The organism is Cutibacterium sp. LaCa_89, from assembly GCF_058177555.1.
In genome coordinates, this window is sequence record NZ_CP190889.1 from 1,308,416 (window position 1) to 1,327,348 (window position 18,933).

Annotated in this window: 18 protein-coding genes; 1 reads left to right on the forward strand and 17 read right to left on the reverse strand. The window is 63.7% G+C overall.

Annotated elements, in window-relative coordinates:
• Nucleotides 1-8: 8 nt before the first annotated feature.
• The 8 genes from ACP8LP_RS06070 to efp form a co-directional block, all read right to left on the reverse strand.
• Nucleotides 9-2,018 (reverse strand): primosomal protein N', encoded by a 2,010-nt coding sequence (locus ACP8LP_RS06070; protein ID WP_484483340.1) that lies wholly within the window; start codon nt 2,016-2,018, stop codon nt 9-11.
• A 52-nt stretch (nt 2,019-2,070) separates the two neighbouring features.
• Nucleotides 2,071-3,267 (reverse strand): methionine adenosyltransferase, encoded by a 1,197-nt coding sequence (gene metK, locus ACP8LP_RS06075; RefSeq protein WP_016667668.1) that lies wholly within the window; start codon nt 3,265-3,267, stop codon nt 2,071-2,073.
• Between the two features lie 40 nt (nt 3,268-3,307).
• Nucleotides 3,308-4,540 carry a bifunctional phosphopantothenoylcysteine decarboxylase/phosphopantothenate--cysteine ligase CoaBC gene (gene coaBC, locus ACP8LP_RS06080; protein WP_016667667.1) on the reverse strand — a complete coding sequence of 411 codons (1,233 nt, stop codon included), beginning with the start codon at nt 4,538-4,540 and terminating at the stop codon, nt 3,308-3,310.
• A 12-nt stretch (nt 4,541-4,552) separates the two neighbouring features.
• Entirely contained in the window at nt 4,553-4,900 is a 348-nt protein-coding gene (rpoZ, locus tag ACP8LP_RS06085) for a DNA-directed RNA polymerase subunit omega (protein WP_490292980.1), read from the reverse strand.
• 20 nt (nt 4,901-4,920) lie between these two features.
• A complete protein-coding gene (gmk, locus tag ACP8LP_RS06090) occupies nt 4,921-5,520 on the reverse strand; it encodes a guanylate kinase (RefSeq protein WP_016667666.1) in 600 nt (199 codons plus the stop codon).
• 51 nt (nt 5,521-5,571) lie between these two features.
• Nucleotides 5,572-5,889, reverse strand: coding sequence for an integration host factor, actinobacterial type (gene mihF / locus ACP8LP_RS06095; protein WP_016667665.1), 318 nt, complete (start codon nt 5,887-5,889; stop codon nt 5,572-5,574).
• 90 nt (nt 5,890-5,979) lie between these two features.
• Nucleotides 5,980-6,672: a transcription antitermination factor NusB gene (nusB, locus tag ACP8LP_RS06100; protein WP_016667664.1), complete on the reverse strand. Its 693-nt coding sequence runs from the start codon at nt 6,670-6,672 to the stop codon at nt 5,980-5,982.
• Nucleotides 6,669-7,238, reverse strand: a complete 570-nt coding sequence (efp, locus tag ACP8LP_RS06105) for an elongation factor P (RefSeq protein ID WP_016667663.1) — start codon at nt 7,236-7,238, stop codon at nt 6,669-6,671. Before efp ends, nusB begins: the two co-directional genes overlap by 4 nt.
• 231 nt (nt 7,239-7,469) lie before the next feature.
• Here efp and ppk2 point away from each other — a divergent pair, with 231 nt between their 5' ends.
• Complete coding sequence (gene ppk2 / locus ACP8LP_RS06110; RefSeq protein WP_015582679.1) at nt 7,470-8,420, forward strand: polyphosphate kinase 2; 951 nt, start codon at nt 7,470-7,472, stop codon at nt 8,418-8,420.
• Here ppk2 and ACP8LP_RS06115 read toward each other — a convergent pair.
• The 9 genes from ACP8LP_RS06115 to alaS form a co-directional block, all read right to left on the reverse strand.
• Complete coding sequence (locus tag ACP8LP_RS06115) at nt 8,339-10,297, reverse strand: heavy metal translocating P-type ATPase (protein WP_484483341.1); 1,959 nt, start codon at nt 10,295-10,297, stop codon at nt 8,339-8,341. The two genes, ppk2 and ACP8LP_RS06115, sit on opposite strands and share 82 nt — an antisense overlap.
• Before the next feature lie 112 nt (nt 10,298-10,409).
• Complete coding sequence (locus ACP8LP_RS06120; RefSeq protein ID WP_065672765.1) at nt 10,410-10,805, reverse strand: ArsR/SmtB family transcription factor; 396 nt, start codon at nt 10,803-10,805, stop codon at nt 10,410-10,412.
• A 199-nt stretch (nt 10,806-11,004) separates the two neighbouring features.
• On the reverse strand, nt 11,005-12,084 hold the full coding sequence (locus tag ACP8LP_RS06125) for a 3-dehydroquinate synthase family protein (RefSeq protein ID WP_434286018.1): 1,080 nt from the start codon (nt 12,082-12,084) through the stop codon (nt 11,005-11,007).
• Complete coding sequence (locus ACP8LP_RS06130) at nt 12,081-12,596, reverse strand: shikimate kinase (RefSeq protein WP_484483342.1); 516 nt, start codon at nt 12,594-12,596, stop codon at nt 12,081-12,083. The genes ACP8LP_RS06125 and ACP8LP_RS06130 overlap by 4 nt, the downstream gene beginning before the upstream one ends.
• Nucleotides 12,593-13,789, reverse strand: coding sequence for a chorismate synthase (aroC, locus tag ACP8LP_RS06135; RefSeq protein WP_484483343.1), 1,197 nt, complete (start codon nt 13,787-13,789; stop codon nt 12,593-12,595). Before aroC ends, ACP8LP_RS06130 begins: the two co-directional genes overlap by 4 nt.
• Before the next feature lie 13 nt (nt 13,790-13,802).
• Complete coding sequence (locus tag ACP8LP_RS06140) at nt 13,803-14,609, reverse strand: shikimate dehydrogenase (protein WP_334355066.1); 807 nt, start codon at nt 14,607-14,609, stop codon at nt 13,803-13,805.
• 16 nt (nt 14,610-14,625) lie between these two features.
• A complete protein-coding gene (gene mltG, locus ACP8LP_RS06145) occupies nt 14,626-15,735 on the reverse strand; it encodes an endolytic transglycosylase MltG (RefSeq protein WP_016667655.1) in 1,110 nt (369 codons plus the stop codon).
• Complete coding sequence (ruvX, locus tag ACP8LP_RS06150; RefSeq protein ID WP_484483363.1) at nt 15,732-16,175, reverse strand: Holliday junction resolvase RuvX; 444 nt, start codon at nt 16,173-16,175, stop codon at nt 15,732-15,734. Before ruvX ends, mltG begins: the two co-directional genes overlap by 4 nt.
• 35 nt (nt 16,176-16,210) lie before the next feature.
• Complete coding sequence (gene alaS, locus ACP8LP_RS06155; protein ID WP_016667653.1) at nt 16,211-18,889, reverse strand: alanine--tRNA ligase; 2,679 nt, start codon at nt 18,887-18,889, stop codon at nt 16,211-16,213.
• Nucleotides 18,890-18,933: the final 44 nt, after the last annotated feature.

Here is an 18,933-nt window from a genome sequence, read left to right on the forward strand (position 1 = left end):
TGCCGGCTTCACAAGAGATGCGCAGGATCGATGACGACGCGCAGAGTGCCCTGCTCATGGTTCATGGTGTGTTTGGAACGCAGGTGGAACAGAGTTGAGGACAACTCCCCGACGGAGAGTTGTCCCACCGGACGCACGATGATCCGGTCACGCTCACTCTCTCCAGCTCGCCGCTGTTGACGGGCCGGGCCCAGTACTTCCAGCTTGTCACCCATGTCCGCGTTCAGTCGCTCGGTTGCCAGGGCGACCGCTTGCGGTTCCCCGTCGACGATCCCACAGGGAACCGCGGGTGGGAACCGAGCCTCTCGTCGGTCCTCGAGCTCACGGGCCGCCCAACCGATGGGATCGTTGCGAACCATGGCCTGCAAGGCAGCATCCTCCGATGGGCCGACGACGACTACCCGCCCGCCATCGCGAACTGATCTGACGAGGGCCATGATCGCCATCCAGCGATCAACGGTCTGCTCCACCGCAGCCAGCCCCGGTCGAGACAGGGAGGACAGCGCATCGAGGATGACGGCGCAGGAGTATCCCGATTCCGGCGCTGGTTCAGCCCCCGGCGTGGCGACGACGAGTCTGGGATCTGAGTCGACGCTGTCTCGCACGTGGTTTCCCGAGGAGTCGACGACGGGCACGTCCGGGAAGGCGCGGCCCAGTTCGCCGGCCGTCGTCGTCGCTCCGACGATTCCGGACCTGACGTCGGTGGAACCGCACTCGGGGCAACGCCACCGAGGTAGATGGGTGCCGCACCAAGTGCAGTGCAGGTCAACTCCCGTGTCAGTACGCCGTCCTGTCACCGGGCCGCCGCAGGAAGGGCATCTCACGGGTGTCCGACACACCGAGCAGGATGGTGAGACTAGATCTCCAACTCGAGGTACCGACACGAGGACCGGTCCACGCAGCAACCCCTCACGGATCGTCGTCATGGCCAGATCGGGCAACCGCACGGATCGGGCCAACGGATCTCGTTCCAGAGCGAAGTCGGAATCCCCTGGGACGTGTACCGGAGCACAGACAGATCTCATCGTCTGACGGTCTGCCCCAATGCCCACGAGCCAGCCTGACCTCAGCCAGGACGCACTGCGAACCGAGCAGGAGTAGCTCGCCAACAGCAGGGCGCCGTGATCGACCTGGGCTCGTAGCGCGGCGACATCTCGGGTGTTCGGGTAGGGAGCTCGCGGTTCGTCATGGAGGTCAGAGCCCTCGTCCCACACTGCGACCAGTCCGAGGTTTTCGACGGGGGCCATGACAGCTGACCTGGTGCCGATGACGGCCTTGGCCGTGCCACGAATGACGGCCAGATAATGACGCCACCTCGTCGACGCCGGTTGATCAGCGTGGAGGACGGCCACCGTCCCCGCCCCCAGGACGGCTTCGAACCTGGAATGGAGGGTGGTGACATCCTCGACGGTCGGACAGCAGACAATGGCACTACGCCCGGAGGCAAGAGCTGCGGAGACGGCCTGCAACAGGCCATTGGCCCAGTCCCCCAGACCTTCGTCATCTCCCGGACCGCATACCGGAGTGACCCGCCAATGAGCTCGGGGACGCTCGCCGGCTGCCACCAGGCCGAGGAAATGACGTCCATCCGTGAGAGCCCGCAAGGTGCCTGACGGCATCGTCGCGGACGGGACTGGCCACGGCGGCGGGTCAGCAGCCTCTGTCGTCGCGTGACGGGTCGGAATGGCCCACCTGAGCACCTCGTCGAGAGTGCCAGCCCAGTGATCGGCAACCTTACGAGCCAGCCTGAGCTGGTTCGGGGTCGACACGACCTGTTCGGAGATCAACTTCACGACCGGGGAAAGCTTGACCCCTGGTTCCTGTTCGTGGTCGACCACCATCACGACGCCGTCACACAGCCGTCCGGCGAGTTTCACCCTGACCCGCGCACCCACCTGAATCCGACCGACGAGGTCATCAGGGATGAGATAGTCGAAGGGACGGTCTAGGTGCGCCAAACCAGAGGAGACGACCACATGGGCAATCCATGTGGTCGTCTCCAGCAGCGGTTCGGTCATGGGTCAGATGCTACGGCCCACCACCGACGGCATCGCGACAGGTGGTGTTCTCTCAGAGACGGGCGGCCGCGGCCAAGGCCTCGGCACGGTCCGTCACCTCCCAGGTGATGCCGGGGAGCTCGCGTCCGAAGTGTCCTCCGGCGACGAGCTGGGAGTAAATCGGACGAAGCAGGTCGAGGTTCTTAATGATCGCCCCGGGACGAAGGTCGAAGACCTCGGTGACTGCGCGCTCGATCTCGATCTCGGGAACATGGTTGGTCCCGAAGGTGTCGATGCGGAATCCCACTGGACGCGCGGCACCGATGGCGTAAGCCACCTGGCACTCGCAGCGGTCGGCCAGACCTGCGGCGACGACGTTCTTGGCCACCCAGCGCATGGCGTAGGCAGCGGAACGGTCAACCTTGGAGGGGTCCTTGCCGGAGAAGGCACCGCCACCGTGACGGGCCATGCCGCCATAGGTGTCGACGATGATCTTGCGACCGGTCAGACCGGCGTCGCCCATGGGGCCACCGATGACGAACTTGCCGGTCGGGTTGACGAGCACCCTCATGTCCTTGTGATCAAGGTCGTAGCGCTCCAGCACCGGGTCGATGACCAGGTGACGCAGATCAGGGGTCATCGTCGCGTCGATGTATACCCCGTCGCGATGCTGGCTGGAGACGACGACGGTGTCCACCGCTACCGGCTTGTCGTTCTCGTCGTAACGGATCGTCACCTGGGTCTTGCCGTCGGGGCACAGGTAGTCCAGCGCGCCCTCCTTGCGGACCTTGGTGAGTTGCAGGGACAGGGCGTGGGCCATGTCGATCGGAAGTGGCATGAGGGACGGGGTCTCGGTGCAGGCATATCCGAACATCAGGCCCTGGTCGCCAGCGCCCTGAGCGTCGATAAGGTCAGTGGAACCATGCCGAGTTTCGTAGGCTGAGGTCACGCCCTGGGCAATGTCGGGGCTCTGGGCATCAATCGCGACCGAGACGCCACAGGAAGCACCGTCGAAGCCCTTGGCCGAGGAGTCATAGCCGATCTCAAGGATGCGGGAACGAGCAATACCCGCGATGTCGACGTAGGCCTCAGTGGTGACCTCGCCGCAGACCATCACCTGACCAGTCGTCACGACCGTTTCCACGGCTGCGTGGGAATGGGGATCCTCGGCAAGGAGAGCATCGAGGACGGCATCAGAGATCGCGTCAGCAATCTTGTCGGGATGGCCTTCCGTCACCGATTCGGATGTGAACAGACGAGTGGTGGGCATGATGGTTTCCTGTCCGCGCGGCCACAAGCCGCGCATCGTGTTACTGAGTGGCCAGCAGCGTGTGGACCTCGTCGAGGACCGCTACTGCAGCCTGCGACTTCGATCCGGTGACGCGTCGACCGGGCCCCTGCTGGTGGACCACGGTGACGTCGGTGCCGACCTTGCCGAACACCTTCCCCTCGCTCACGTCGTTGACGACCAATAGGTCGCATCCCTTGCGGGCGAGTTTGGCCTGCGCCAGCTCAAGGAGCTGGGCACGGTCAGGTGCCGTCTCGGCGGCAAACCCGACGACGACCCGATGCGGTACCGATTGGGCACAGATCCGGGCCAGGACGTCGGGAGTCTGGTGGAGTTCGAGGGACGTCGTCGCGCCGACGGCGGAGTCCCCCTCGTGTTTCTTGATCTTGGTGTCGGCGGCCACCGGTGCGAAATCGGCGGCAGCAACGGCCTGAATGACGACATCGGCGTGAGGTGCCAGATCGTCCATGGTCTCGGCAAGGTCTTCAGTGCTGTCGATCCGCGTCACCTCGACACAGGACGGTATGGCGACATCGACGTGAGCTGCAACGACGTGAACGTCCGCACCTCGAGCAGCTGCCACTTGAGCGATCGCCTTCCCCATCCGTCCGGATGAGGAGTTTCCGAGGTAACGCACTGGGTCGATGGCCTCGCGGGTGCCACCCAGCGAGATGACGACGCGCTTCCCTGCAAGGTCCCGGCGACACATTGCGTCAGCGGCATCCGGACAGGCCAGCAACAGCTCAACGAATTCGGCGATCTCATCCGGATCAGGTAGTCGCCCAGGACCGGAGTCCCGACCGGTGAGGCGCCCGGATGCAGGATCCTTGACGACGATGCCATGACGACGAAGGATCGCGACATTGTCGACGGTGGCTGGATTCTGCCACATCCCGGTGTGCATGGCAGGAGCCAGCAGAACCGGCGCGGACGTGGCGAGAATCGTCGTCGTCAGGAGGTCGTCGGCGTGACCACCAGCGATACGCGCCATGAGATCGGCGGTCGCCGGAGCAACGACGACCACATCGGCACGCTCGGCCAACCGAATGTGCTCGACGCCGGGAACGTCGTCAAAGACCTCGGTGTGGACCGGATGTCCACTCAGCGCCTCCCACGTGGGACGACCGACAAATTCGAGGGCAGTCCTGGTGGGGACCACGTGGACCTCATGACCGGCCTCGGAGAGGAGCCGCGAGAGCAGACACGCCTTGTAGGCGGCGATTCCTCCTCCGACACCGAGGACGACGACACTCACGCCAGACTCAAATCAGGCGTTCGGATCAGCGAGGTCGGCGAAGGGATCGTCGAGCTCGATGGCCGGGGCCTCCTGGGCCGCAGCGGCCTGAGCAGCGATCTCCTCGGCGTCTATCTCATGGGCCTCAACGACACCGGCCTGGATCTCACGCATGGCGATGGACAGCGGCTTCTCCTGGTTGGTGGTCTCCACGAGCGGGCCGACGTTCTCCAGCAGGCCCTCCGCCAGCTGCGAGTAATACGCATTGATCTGACGGGCGCGCTTCGCGGCGAAGAGAACGAGGCGGTACTTCGAGTCGACGTGCTCGAGGAGCTGGTCGATGGGCGGGTTGACGATGCCTTCAGGCGTGGTCTCGGTCAAGGAATGTCCTCCCAGTATGGTCATAGACCCAACAACTCTACCAGAGAAGCAACGGCATGGTCCACGGTGTCGTTGACGACCACGGCGTCGAACTCATTGGCGTTCGCCAGCTCCACACGAGCCGTCTGCAACCGGCGCTCCCGCTGTTCGGGGGTCTCCGTCCCCCTACCGATCAAACGGTGGACGAGCTCGTCCCACGATGGCGGGGCGAGAAAGATCTGCGTGGCCTGTGGATATGTCTCGCGCACCTGGCGGGCACCCTGAAGATCGATTTCAAGGATGACGGTGCGATCGTCCGCAACCGCCTTCTCAACGGGTTCGCGTGGGGTGCCATACCGGTGGCTGTTGTGGACGACGGCCCACTCCAGCAGCCCGTCACCGTCGACAAGCTCGTCGAACTGCGCCGGTGTGACGAAGTCGTAATCGATGCCGTCGCGCTCAGTGGGGCGAGGTGGACGGGTCGTCACCGACCTCGAGACGACGATCTCGGGGTGACGACGCAACAACGCGCCGACTACGGTTCCCTTGCCGACGGCTGTTGGCCCTGAGACGACGGCCACCGTGACGGGATGGTCGTGTCGAAGACCACGGGCCTGTGGGATGACGGGGTCGCTGCTCATGGCAACACCCTAGTGGTCAATGGCGACGACGTCGCGCAGGGGTGAAGAACCTCAACAACGGTCGAACTCGGCACGCAGGCCGGCGATCTGATGTCTGCCCAGGCCACGAATGCGGCGATTCGGGGCGATATCGAGACGCTCCATGATCTCGGCAGCGCGCTTCTCCCCCACGCGAGGAAGGGCCTTCAGCAGGTCAACAACCTTGACGTGAGCGAGTACATCATCCTCGGCAGCCTCGTCCAAGGCCTCGGACAACGACAGGTCCCCGGCGCGAACCCTCGCCTTGAACTCAGCTCGGACTCGCCTGGCCCGTGTCGCTGCTTCACGAGCAGCCGAAAGCTGTTCCGGTGAAAGAGTGGGTATGGACACGAGCCCCTCCGATCAAGTGTGCAGCCATTCCGAACAGTGCGGAAGGTCTCCACCAGAACCCTGGTGGAGACCTTCGGTACACTAGTCTGCTTAGTCGGAGCTTGGGGACGATTCGTGGGGATCTGTGTCCAATTCGTGATCGTTGGATGTCGGATGTTCTTCCGATTCCAGATCTGCCCCGTCAGCGGATTCCTCCACCACTGATTTTTCGGCCGCGTTCTCGCCGTCACCAGCAGCCTCCGGGGAGACAACGTCCGCAGAGGACACGTCCTCCACCCGAGCAGGGCCATGAGCAACGACGGCGTTCAGCAAACCGTTGAGGAATGGCGCCGAGTCATCGGTCGAGAACTCCTCACTCAGCTCAATGGCCTCAGAGATGACGGCCGGGTCCGGCGTATCCGTGTGCAGAATCTCGAAGGTGGCCAGGCGGGCGAGGACACGATCGACGCGCGGCATCCGATCCAACGTCCAGCCCTCGGACAAACAATCGGTGAGGACTGAGTCCAGGCCAGCCTGAGAGGCAGCCACCCCGCGAACCAGATCAGCCGCGAACGGGCGTACCGGGTTGGTGAAGACGCCCGGGCGGGCGGCCAAGACCTCGAGGGTGTCGGTACCCATGAGGTCAGCCTCGAACAGAATGTCGAGGGCCTGTTTGCGAGCCTTGGACCGCGTCGAGAGGTCAGCGTGCTTCTGGATGTCTCCGCTGATGCGCTTGACCTCGAGATCCCCGATCCTCTCGATGGGGCCCTCGTCGTCAGGCGTCGGAGTGATGTTCGTACTCACTTCTCGGAAATACGACCGAGGTAGTCGCCGGAGCGGGTGTCGACCTTGATCTTCTCACCGGTGGTGATGAAGAGCGGAACCTGAATCTCGCGACCGGTCTCAAGGGTGGCGGGCTTGGTGCCGCCGGTGGAACGATCACCCTGCAGGCCAGGCTCGGTGTAGGTGATCTCGAGCTCGACCGAGGCGGGCAGGTCAATGTACAGCGGGTTGCCCTCGTGCAGGGCGACGGTGGCGGTCTGGTTCTCGAGCATGAAGTCCTTGGCGTCGCCGACGACCTCAGAAGGAATTGGCAGCTGGTCGTAGGTGGTCTCGTCCATGAAGACGTAAACGTCGCCATCTTGGTACAGGTACTGCATGTCGCGACGATCAACCTCGGCCGACTCGATCTTGACGTCAGAGTTGAAGGTCTTGTCCACAACCTTGCCACTCAGTACGTGCTTCAGCTTGGTACGAACGACGGTGTTGCCCTTACCCGGCTTGTGGTGCTGGAACCAGATGACCGTCCACAGCTGGCCGTCGAGGTTGAGAACGGTGCCGTTCTTGATGTCATTGGTGGAGATAACCACAGGTCGGTCCCTTTCGAGATGAATTGCGTCGATCACGGATCAGGATGCGGCACGCCAGCCGACATCCTAGGCAAGTCTAGCGGACGCAGGGCTTCACCCCCCTATGCCGGTGGAAGGCAGACCCATGACAGGCAGGTGCGGACCACTCGCCGCCCCCACGACATGGTCCCGTCATGTCCCGTTCATGTCATTGAGGCCTTGGCCGCACACCTCTTCAGTAACGTTGACACCATGCACGACCTTGACTCCACCGGGCTGCGCGCCCACTTTGATCCCGCCACGGATTCCGACCAGCACTCGCTGCGCGAATTCATTGACCTGGTCGCTGATGCCGGATATGTCGTCGATTCCGATGAGCACGGAGACGATCCCGAACTCATCGCTCCAGACGGTTCCGCCGTGGAGACCTGGCATGAGGATTATCCCTATCCGAATCTCATGGACAGGCGCGAGTACGAAACTCAGAAAAGGTTGCTGCAAATCGAGCTTCTCAAGCTCCAATACTCCATTGACGACACCGGCGACCGTCACGTCATCGTCTTTGAGGGACGCGACGCAGCCGGGAAGGGTGGCGCGATCAAGAGGTTCAGTGAGCATCTCAATCCCCGTCGATGCCGTACCGTCGCCCTCGACAAGCCTTCCGACCGCGAGCTCGGTCAGTGGAACTTCCAGCGTTACATCCAGCACTTTCCCACTGCCGGCGAGATAGTCCTCTTTGACCGATCTTGGTACAACCGTGGCGGCGTCGAACGGGTAATGGGATTCTGTACCGACGAAGAGCATCGAATTTTCCTGCACCAGGCCCCAAAACTCGAGGAGATGATGATTGAGTCGGGAATCCACGTCACCAAGTTCTGGTTCTCGGTAACCCGTCAGGAACAGCGCACTCGGTTCGCAATTCGTCAGCTCGATCCGGTTCGCCGCTGGAAGCTCTCCCCGATGGACTTGGAATCCTTGGGACGTTGGGACGATTACACCCGCGCCAAGGAAGAGATGTTCGCCGCGACTGACACCGATGCTGCCCCGTGGATTTGCGTCAAGTCCAATGACAAGAAACGCGCGCGTCTCAACGCCATGAGGTATTTCCTGTCCCAATACGATTACGAAGGCAAAGACGAAGATGTCGTCGGCCAGCCCGATCCTCGGTTGGTACGTCGAGCCCGAGACACCGTTGGAGACTGAGGGAGGCTGTCCCGCCGGGGGTGGATGGCGGCGCCCCTGACGACGGGGCTGATACGTGACTCTGGGTGCCGTCGTTCACCTGAGTTGAACCCAGTGGGAATGAGCCGTGCCGAGTTGAGGATGAAGGCCGTCTCACTACCGACGTGAACCAGCGCCGCTCCGAGAGGTCCGAGAGCTCCGGTCGCGGCCAGGACCATGCCGAGGGCATCCACGGCCAGGGTCCCGACGACGTTGAACCAGATGATGCCTCGCACCCGTCGAGCCGTTCTGACGGCGCCGACGAGGTCGGCAAGGTCCGAGGAGATGAGGACGACGTCGGCAGATCGTCTAGCTATCTCGGTACCGGCGCCCATGCCCACCCCAACGGTGGCTGCCGAAAGAGCGGGAGCGTCGTTGACGCCATCGCCCACCATGACCACCTTGCGTTCCGATGCCATGAGTTCCGAAATGACATCGGCCTTTTCAATCGGACGCAATCCAGCACGGACCTCGTCAACACCGACCTGATCGCCCACTTGTCTGGCTGTTGCCTCCGCATCTCCCGACAACATGACGACCTGAAGCCCCATGCGATGCAACTCCTCAATTGCTGCTGCGGACGTCTCACGAATCTCATCAACGAACTGGATTGCGCCAATCCATTCGTCGTCCACCCACACGTATGACCGAGCGATGGCGTCCGTGGAGAACTCGGCCGGGACGCGTCTGCTGACCTCGACGCGGCGGCCGCCGACGACGCCTGAGACACCATGTCCAGGCTCATAGCGGAAGTCCTCGGCCATCGAGACCGTCACGTCACCGGCCGCGCAGATGGCACGGCCAACCGGGTGTTCGCTGAACTGCTCGACGGATGCGGCCAGGGAGAGGACATCCTCGTCCGCCCAGCCCGCAGCCGGGTCGACCCTCGAAACCGTCGGTTGTCCAGCAGTGATCGTGCCGGTCTTGTCGATCACCACCGTGTCGACCTGACCTAGTTGCTCCAGGTGGACGCCGCCTTTCACGAAGGCTCCGCGTCTGGCAACCCGGGCCATGCCAGCCAGGATCGCCAGTGGCGTACCAGCTGCAACACCACATGCACCGGCGACGACGATGACCGAGATGGTGGCTCGCAGGTCACGGGTCGCGAACCAGGTGATGACTGCAGCGAGGAAGGCTGCTGCGACGATCCAGGTGGCAACGCGATCGCTGAGCCGCTGAACCGGGGTTGGGCTGTCCTGGTCGGAGCGCACAGCCTCGACGATCTGGCCATAACTGGAGTTGGCACCAACGTGCTCGACCCGCACCTCGAGGGCGCCTCCGTGACTGACCGAACCTGCCAGGACACGATCCCCTCCCCGTACTGCCACCGGCATCGGCTCTCCAGTGATCCGGGACTGGTCCACCTCGGATGCACCAGTTTCGACGAGTCCATCCACGGCGATGCGGTCTCCCGGGGAGATGACGACGAGGTCCCCCGAGGTCACACCGGCCAACGTCGTCTCGATGATCCCCTCGTTGCATCGCACCCGGACCGAGTCGGGAAGGAAAGCCATGAGGTCGGTGAGTGCGTCACGGCCACGTTCCATGGACAAGTCCTCGAGAATCTCGGCAACGAGGACGAATGTGGTGATCATGAGTGCGGTGACCCATTCACCGATGGCTGCGGCAGCAGCGATGGCGAGCAGCATCGACAGCTCCATACTCATATGGGCATGACGCAGGTCGTCGAAGGCCTCAGCGAGGAAGGGCCAGCACCCGATAATGAGGCAGATGATGCCAACCGCAGGAAAACGATGGCCCGGCCACGTGAGCCCCAGCCCGACGACGACCGCCGCAACGGCACAGAGAGCGACGCGCCAGGCGAGGTTGATGTCAATGTGTTCGCGCCACGTGGGCATGTGATCTCCTGAACGTGAGTGTGCTCAGCGCAGGTGCACGCGCTGGAAAGGCGCCTTGGTGGGCGTGAAACGTGAAACGGGCTTCGATGGGCAAAGCCCGGGAACGAAGGACTTAGGCCTTGCTCGACTGGCGGGCAGGACATGATCGGGCCCGAGTCATCTCAACCATGTGATGGCTCGGGATCACATCAACCTCGTGCTCAGCCTGGAAGACAGCCTGCGACACGAGATTGCGAGCATGCTCGTCGGTGAGGCTGTTGTACATCGTGGTGCCGTCGCGGCGGGCCGAGACCATACGGCCCATGCGCAATTTCGCCAGATGCTGAGAAACAGCAGTAGGGCGTTTGCCCACGACATCGGCCAGGTCCTTCACGGACATCTCTCCATCCCGGAGGAAGAGGATGATGCGGATGCGAGTTGGGTCGGCGAGCAAGGCGAACACCTCCGTTGCAATATCGACATAGTCGCTGTCGACACCGAATGTGCATGTCTTCATATCTTCGCTCATATGAGGTTAGTAAGTGTGGGTGGTGTCGCGCGGCAACCCAGAGAGTCCTGGTTAAGGCCCATTCACAGCACGGACCAAGGGAATCGTTGGGCGTTGCCTCGACTCTCACAACCGGGATCTCCACATGAGAGCGCGCAGGCTCGTGATGTGAGGACAACCTCAACTGCCGTGGGCCGGGGCCCGGCAGCAACTGTCGATGTCAGGCAGGCTGCAGGCTCCGGTAGCACTCGACCAGCACGTCCTCGTCGGGATCGACGATCATCGCGACGTCGCCGGGCTTGCTGATGCCGACGAGCCTCAGGACCCGCCGACCGGTCTCAGGATCGAACCGGGTCTTCTTGTCGAGGTCCATTGTCCCGCGCAGATCCGCCCACTCGACCTCGTCGAAGGTGATGGGCAGTCCGATTCCCAGCAGGATGGCCCGGGTACGAGACACCACCTCGTCAGACAGTCCCAGGTACCGCCGAGACAACTCAGCAGCGAAGACCATCCCAACGGCGTCCGCTTCACCGTGGCGCCAGGTGAAGTGCTTGTGGGCCTCGACGGCGTGAGCCAGGGTGTGCCCATAATTCAATCTCTCGCGGCCAACGTGGCCACTCGATGACGTCCGTTCATGCAGATCTCCACTGACAACGGCCGCTTTGACAGTGACTGCTCTGGTCAGCACCTCAACGAAGGCCTTCGAGGTGACGTCTAGAACGTCCTGTCCCTCAACAAGATCCAGGATCACCGGGTCATCGATGAACCCACACTTGACGATCTCCGCCATGCCCGATCGCACCTCACGGGCATTCAGGGTCGTCAACAGGTCGGTGTCGCACAGCACCGCTTTCGGCTCGTGGAAGGCCCCGACAAGGTTCTTTCCGGCCGGGATGTTGATACCAGTCTTGCCGCCGATCGCGGCGTCGGCCATGGCAAGCACCGTCGTCGGGACCTGAATGACGTCGACCCCACGCATCCAGGTCGCCGCCAGGAACCCGGCGAGATCCGTGGCGGCTCCCCCACCGAGACCGACGATGACGTCGCCGCGAGTCATGCCAGCCTCGGCCAGGCCCTGCCAACCGCGGACCAGCACATCAGGTGACTTGGCGGCCTCGGCGTCCGGCACCTCGATGACGACCGGATCGTGAATTCCAAGTCGGCCGACGAGGTCCACGAGTGGCTGGGGACACACCACGGCGACCCTGCGTCCTGCCACCAGAGTGGGCAGTTCCGTCACCGCGCCGGGGCCAATCCGCACCTGGTAGGGCTGCGCCGTTGGTACCTCGACACGGTTCATGACTCCCCCTCCAGGTCGGCCAGCTCACTCATGATCGCCTCGACGACCTGGTCAGGGGTCAGTTTGTCGGTGGCCACTCGGATAGTTGCCGGACGCTCGTACACCGCTCGCCTATCCTTCATGAGCCGCACCAATTGCGAGTGCACTTGGCCTCCCAACAGTGGTCGGCCGGTGTCCTTCAGCCCCACCCGGTCAGCCGCGTTACGAGCCGAGACGTCCAGCCAGACGACGCACACCTGGTCCAAGGCCTTACCGACCTCGATGTCGACCGGCGCTCCCCCACCGAGGGAAACCACCCCGCCGCGTTCGATCGCAGCGAGGGTCTCCCGCCTCTCCACCTGGCGGAAGTACGGCTCTCCCTCGACGAGGAAGATCTCCGGGATGTCGCGCCCCTCGACCTGCTCGATGAGAGCATCGACGTCGACGAACTCCTCCTCCAGGCGCTCAGCCAAGAGCGGCCCCACCGTCGACTTGCCGGACCCTGGAGCACCGATGAGGACGATGACACTCACGGGGCCACCACCAGACCGCGTTCGGCCAGGCGACCCAGGTAGGCCTGAGCGTTACGGCGGGTCTCGGCCACCGAGTCTCCGCCGAACTTGTCCAGGGCGCACTCGGCCAGCACCAGGGCAACCATGGCCTCGGCCACGACACCTGCCGCCGGGACCGCGCAGACGTCGGAACGCTGATGATGGGCCGTGGCGGCCTCACCCGTGATGGTGTCGATCGTCGGCAGGGCGCGGGGAACAGTTGCGATGGGCTTCATGGCCGCCCTCACCCGCAACACCTGGCCGGTGGACATGCCGCCCTCGGTACCGCCCGCACGATCACTCATGCGGTGGATACCCGCCTCGGTCGGCTCCATCCAGTCATGGGCCTGAGAGCCGCGACGACGGGCCAGCTCAAAGCCGTCCCCCAGTTCGACGCCCTTGATGGCCTGGATCCCCATGAGTGCTCCGGCGAGACGCGCATCGAGTCGTCGGTCCCCCTGGCTGTGGGATCCCAACCCGGCAGGCAGGCCATATGTCAACACCTCGACGACACCACCCATGGTGTCGCCCTCCTTGCGGCACGCCTCCACCTCAGCAACCATCCGTTCGCTCGTGGCCGGGTCAGTACAACGCACCGGATCAGCGTCGATACGGGCCAGATCCGCCGGTTCCGGCCGCACATCCTCAGGACACTCGATAGGCCCGAGGGACACGACATGGGACAACACATCGACGTCGAGGGCCTGTTTGAGGAAGGCCTTGGCAATTGCTCCCAGGGCCACTCGCGCAGCGGTTTCACGGGCCGATGCGCGTTCCAGGATCGGCCGGGCCTCATCAAAGTCGTACTTCTGCATACCCGCGAGGTCAGCGTGTCCCGGACGGGGACGGGTCAGAGCAGCTCCACGAGCCTGACCGGCTAGCTCCTCGGGGGATACCGGTCCGGGGGCCATGACGGTACGCCACTTATCCCATTCGGAGTTACCGATCCGGATCGCGATGGGATCGCCGAGGGTCTCCCCGTGACGGAATCCCGCGATCAGCTCCAACTCATCGGCTTCGAAGGACATCCGGGCCCCTCGCCCAACCCCGAGGCGACGACGTCGCAACTCCTCTGAAATCTCGTCGGCCCCGACGCGGACATGGGCCGGGATGCCCTCCATCGTCGCGACAAGGGCAGCGCCGTGGGACTCCCCGGCAGTGAGGTAACGCAACATGGAGCCCAGTCTCTCAAAGGCGTGCGCGCTCAGCCAGAGCGTTCTGCGCTGTGGACCTCAAGATATCCATGGGAACGTCATGGCCCGTCATGAGACGAATCTGGTCGACGGCCTGTCCGGCAAGCAGGTCGAGGCCATCGATGACCGTGATGCCGGCGTTCTCCCCAGCCACCGTCAGCGGTGTCGGCCACGGGTCGTAGATGACGTCGAAGACGGCGTCAGCATGGGCAGCGAGGTCCTCAGCCCGGTCCATGACAGACCCGGCCGGAACCGTCGAGACCATGAGGTCACAACGCGACGGCTCGGACTCGAAGGGCAACCAGGCGACGCGGATCCCGAGACGGTTGGCAAGCTCAAGGATCTCGGTCGACCGATCGCGAGAGCGCGACATGATGATGACCTCGTCTGCCCCCAATTGGACGGCAGCGGCAAGAACTGACCGTGCCGTCGCCCCCGCCCCGAGCATGACGACCTTCTCAACCCTGGTGACGCCCCGAGACCGAAGCGCAGCCCCGGCGCCGGTCACGTCGGTGTTACGGACGATGGTTCTCCCGTCACGACGTACCCAGGTGTTCGCCGCTCCGAGCAGTTCGACGGTCTCGTCGGTCTCCCCCAACTCACTGAGATCAACCTTGTGGGGCATCGTCACCGACAAGCCGCGCCACGACTCGTCTAGCTCATCGACAAAGGTGCGCAGTCCACCGGGCTCGACGTCAATGGCGTCGTAGGACCAGTCCAGTCCGAGAACCCGATATGCGGCCCGATGGATTGCCGGCGACACGGAATGAGCCACTGGATGACCAACGACCGCGCACCGCATCGTCAACTCCTCCCGATCAGCACTTGCCCTTGTGGTCCTGACACCACGCCTGGAACTTCTTCACATTCTTCTCGTGATCGGCCAAGGTCTTGGCATAGGCCGTCGTCCCCTTGTCGGGATCCGTGACGACCCAGTACAGGTAGTCGCTCTTGATCGGGGTCACGGCCGCCTCCATCGACGCCGCACCAGGATTGTTGATGGGAGTCGGCGGGAGGCCATTGTGCAGGTAGGTGTTGTAAGGAGAATCCTTGGCACGCTGCTCGTCGGTCGTCGTGAGCTTTCCGTCGGCATGGTTGGCGTACAGCACCGTCGCATCCGATTCCACCTTCATACCCTGGTTGAGACGGTTGTAGATGATGCCGGCGACCATCCTCATGTCCTTGGGGTTCCTGGCCTCCTTCTCCAGGATGGAGGCGACGATGAGGGCATCATAGGGACTGCGCTTGATGGCCTGGGCCTGACCCATGAAGTTCATGGTGTTCACCTGTTTGACGAACTGGTTCGCCTGCATCTGCAGAATCTCCAGCGGCGTCGGGTTGGAACCCACCTCGTAGGTGTCGGGGAAGAGGAAACCCTCCGGACGGTCCTTGGCCCACACCGGCAGGCCAAGCTTCTTGGTCTGCTTGTACGCGACCTTGAAACTGTCGACGGGCATGGTGGTGCCCTTGGCCATGATGGCGAACTGTTCCTCGGTTGTCAGTCCCTCGGGAAGGGTGACGCGAGTGCGCTGGATGTTGTCCGGGTTGCCCAGGATGGAGACAGCCTTCGCCGCGCTCATGCGGGTCTTGAGCTTGTACTGGCCGGCCTGGATCGTGACGTCAGACTCCGACTCGCGAATGGCCTTGTTGTAGGCCTTCGTCGACTTGATGACGTCGTTGTCGAGCAGGATCGATCCGACCTCGCTCACCGACGCGCCCGAGGGCACACGCACCAGGACGTCCTTCTCACCGTCTCCGAGGTAGTCGTCGGCCGACTTGTACGAGATGTAGGCGTCATAAGTTTTGACACCGACGAAGACGCACCCACCAACGAGAACCGCCAAGGACAAGATGACCGCCACAGCACTGCGAAACTTGTACCAGAACTCCGCCTTGGGGTCATCCTGTTCGTCGAACGGTCCGTTCACGAATCCGTCCCTCCTGTCGTCGTCGCCGATCGGGCCGACCGGACTTGCTCCAACACGTGCTCCAGTATGGCCACCGCAGCCACCTGATCAATAACGCCACGCTGTTTGCGCGCGTCTCGCCCGGCATCGTGGAGAGCACGAGCGGCCGTACGTGTCGTCATCCTTTCATCGACCCAGCGCACCGGAATCGGACTGATGGCCTCGGCAAGCTGATGTCCGGCCTGCCGGACATCCCGCGCGGCGATCTTCTCGGTGCCGTCGAGGGCCACCGGGAGGCCCATGATGACCTCGACGGGCTCATACTCGGCGGCAATCTCGGCCAGGCGCTGTACCGGACGATTCGCGGTCTGCACCGTTTCGACCGGGAAGGCAAGGATGGCATCACGGTCACTCGCGGCCACACCGATCCGGGCCCTCCCCCAGTCGACGGCGATCCTCACACCGCGCAGGGAGGTATCGGGGCGCTCCTCGGAGTTCACAGCGCAGCCAACTCGGCGTTGATGGCACGAAGTGCGGCGTCGATACCAGAAGCATCGCTGCCGGCCCCTTGAGCCATGTCATCCTTGCCGCCACCGCGGCCACCGATCGGCCCCGTGCCGGCCTTGATGAGGGCACCAGCCCTGGCTCCGGCGGCGCGAGCGGACTCAGTCGTCGCGACGATCATGGCGGGCTTGTCGTCTGTACCTCCGATGAGGGTGACGACCGCCGGGCGATCCTTGACGCGGACCCGGACCTCGGAGGCCAGGGTGCGCAGGTCGTTGCCAAGAACACCAGGCACCCTGGCCGCGATGAGGTCAAAGGACCCGGCCGGGGTGGCACCGGCGACGATGTCGTCAACCTGCCCCATGAGTTCGCGGGTGCGGGCGGCGGCCAGCTTGTGCTCAGCGTCCTTGAGGTCGGCAGCGAGCTTGGAGACGCGGTCGGCCAGCTGGTCAGGCTGCACCTTGAGGATGCCGGTGAGCTCGTTGACCAGGGCACGCTCGGCAGCCATGTGGCGGAAGGCATCGGTGGAGACCAGCGCCTCGACGCGGCGAGTCCCTGAACCGACCGATTGTTCGCTCAGCAGGCTCAGCATGCCGATACGACCGGTGGAGGCGACGTGAGTGCCACCGCACAACTCGCGGGACCACGGGCCGGCCAGTTCGACGACGCGCACGATCGGCGGGTACTTCTCGCCGAACATGGCCATCGCTCCCATGGCCTTGGCATCCTCAAGAGGCATCTGGGTGTCGGTGACCTCGAAGTCGTCGTGGATGGCGACGTTGCAGCGCTCCTCGATCTCCTCCTTGAGGGATTCCGAGAGTCCCTTGGTGGCCGAGAAGTCGAAACGCAGGTAGCCGGGCTTGTTGTAGGAGCCGGCCTGGGTGGCCGACGGCCCGACCAGCTCGCGCAGGGCTGCGTGGATGACGTGGGTGGCGGTGTGGGCCTGGCAAGCTCCAAAACGGGTGGTCGGGTTGACCTGCGCGGTCACCTTGTCACCGACAGCGAGGTCTCCGTCGAGACGTACCTTGTGGACGATGAGGCCGGGAACCGGGCGCTGGACGTCCAGGACCTCGAGATCGAAGCCATTGGCGCGGATGATGCCGGAGTCGGAGTCCTGGCCACCCATCTCGGCGTAGAACGGGGTCTCGGCGAGCACGACCTCGACGACTGATCCGGACTCGGCAACCGTGACGGAGGCACCGTTGGCGATAATGCCAGTGACGGTGGTGTCGACGGCCAGATCCGTGTAGCCGAGGAAGGGAGTCTCGCCGAGGGCGCGCACCTGGGAGTAAGCCTCCGGGTCGGTGAGCAGGCCCTTCTTGGCCTTGGAGTCTGCCTTGGCACGGGCGCGCTGCTCGGCCATCAGGGCGGTGAACTTGTCACGGTCAACCTGCAGGCCCTGTTCGGCCGCCATCTCAAGGGTGAGGTCAATCGGGAAACCGTAGGTGTCGTGCAGCTGGAAGGCCTTATCGCCAGACAGGGTCTTGGAGCCCGCAGCCCTGGTGTCTGCCACCGCGGCGTCGAGCATCGCGGTACCGGCGCTGAGGGTACGACGGAAGGTCTCCTCCTCGGCAGTGGCGGCCCCGATGACTCGATCCCACTGAGCGAGGACGTCCGGGAAGGAAGCAGACATGAGGTCACGGGAGACCGGCAGCAGCTCAGGTAGCACCGGATCCTCCACACCGAGCAGACGCATGGCACGGACGACGCGACGCAGCAGACGACGAAGCACATATCCACGAGCCTCGTTGCCGGGGGTGACGCCGTCGGTCATGAGCATGAGGCCGGAACGGACGTGGTCGGCAACCACGCGCAGCCGGACGTCGTCGTCATGGTTGGCGCCATAACGCCTGCCCGACATCTCCGAAGCCTTCTCGATGACGGGGAAGACCTGGTCAATCTCGTACATGTTGTCGACGCCCTGGAGCAGGTACGCGATGCGCTCCAGACCAGCGCCGGTGTCAATGTTGAGGCTGCGCAGCGGGCCGGCGATGTCGAAGTCTTCCTTGGCGCGAACCGCGGACAGATCCTCGGTCTCGAACACGAGGTTCCAGATCTCGAGGTAACGATCCTCATCGGCCTGCGGACCTCCGTCGGGGCCGTAAGCCGGACCACGGTCGATGTAGATCTCGGAGCACGGGCCGCCCGGACCGGGGACGCCCATGTGCCAGTAGTTGTCCTTAAGGGAACGGCCCTGGATGTGCTCATCGGGCACCCCGACGGCTCTCCAGGCCTCGCGCGCCTCGATGTCGCCCTCGGGGTAGTCCGGATGGAATCCCGGGCCGAGGACCGTCACCCAGATGCTGGCCGGGTCAAAGCCGAATCCACCTTGGTCGGCAGGCTTGGCGACGAGCTCCCAGGCGTACTGGATGGCCTCATTCTTGAAGTAGTCACCGAAGGAGAAGTTGCCCAGCATCTGGAAGAAGGTGCCGTGGCGGGTGGTCTTGCCGACCTCGTCGATATCGAGGGTACGGACGCACTTCTGGATGCTGGTGGCGCGTTTCCACGGGGAAGGCTCGGTACCCATGAGGTAGGGCTTGAACGGCACCATGCCGGCATTGACGAACAGCAACGTGGGGTCGTTGTACAACAGCGAGGCGCTCGGCACCACTGCGTGACCCTTGTTCTCGAAGAAGTCGACGAAGCGCTGTCCGATCTCCGCTGTTCTCATGCCTGGTCCTTCTTGACGTGGTCGCTGATTGTGGCCTGTGGGAA